A 1,152-nucleotide genomic window follows, 5' to 3' on the forward strand; every position below is an offset into this window, starting at 1 on the left:
AAACAATTTTTGAATAATAAAAGTGCACAAAGTTATCTAGCAAAAAGTGCACAATTCTACTTGACAGTTACATCATCATATTGGATATTTTGAGGCGGTATTTTTTGTGACATTGTCCAATCAGCCGTTTCAGTCCAAGCTTTGATGATGCTATTTGGCTCCTGTCCGAATAACATCAGAACAACAATTATGACCCCTAATAGAGGGATTGCTAAAAGTAGTGCTATCCAAGGTAGGTTTGTAGCTTTATTTAATATGCTTGATAACTTTTTGAATTTTGTTGTAAATAACCCAGTTTGTAAAGTGACATTTTTCTGATAAACAAAAATAGTGATTGTTTTAATGAAGATGATGATACAATTTGCAGGAAATAAAACTAAAAAAATGTCACTGATTGTTTGAATACACCACAACAAACAGATTCCCATACCTAAGTAGATTGCAGAAATTCCGATAACAGATACTATTGGGGATTGTTTATCCGCAGATATAAATCGAATGATATAGTAACCAATAAACGCAATTAATAAAATAATTACTATTGTTAAAAAAGCATCTGGCATAATCATGCTATGTTTTTGTAAATTATAAAGTTGAACATCCCAGTTAACAAAAACGATATTTGCTAATTCTGTATACAAATAGAGATATAGAACCCCTAACCCCATTGCAATAACTTCGATGACTTTATTAAAATGACGTTCTTTCTTGGTGACTAAATACTTTATCAGGTTAAAAATATTCCATCCCGTCAAAATCAATGGAATGCCGATAATACCGATTATGATTACTTGTCCCATTAAACACTCACCCAATTCTTTTAAAATACGGTTATAATCTAACAATTCATCTGTTCAGGAAATACTCTACGCCCTATCGACTTTTTTAGCTTTATTATGCGATGTATTATTCCTAATTATAACACTTCATCCTCTTTTTCACTACACGATTATTGTTTAGTTTGTAATATTCTTTATTTTGCTTCATTTTATCTACTCATCAATCGAGTAAAGAACAAAGTCGCTATCGCGACTAAATCACGTCCCAAGTAAACAATATTTACTTGGGATTTTATCTCGCGTTAGTTTTGCAGCTACTTTCTGAAAGGTAAGTTTGAGAAGCTTTGATACAGTAAATTGTATCACTATTTTT

Annotated in this window: 1 protein-coding gene; it reads right to left on the bottom strand. The window is 31.2% G+C overall.

What is annotated here, in order from left to right; genetic code table 11:
* Nucleotides 1-56: 56 nt before the first annotated feature.
* Nucleotides 57-800 (bottom strand): DUF6688 domain-containing protein, encoded by a 744-nt coding sequence (locus tag ABD814_RS08740; protein ID WP_344912295.1) that lies wholly within the window; start codon nt 798-800, stop codon nt 57-59.
* Nucleotides 801-1,152: the final 352 nt, after the last annotated feature.

Origin of the sequence: Amphibacillus indicireducens (assembly GCF_039539605.1) — a bacterium.
Classification (GTDB): Bacteria; Bacillota; Bacilli; order Bacillales; family Amphibacillaceae; genus Amphibacillus; species Amphibacillus indicireducens.

What these genes read in the sequence shown, in the direction of transcription:
- ABD814_RS08740 (WP_344912295.1), bottom strand. Translation starts at nt 800, where the DNA reads ATGGGACAAGTAATCATAATCGGTATTATCGGCATTCCATTGATTTTG.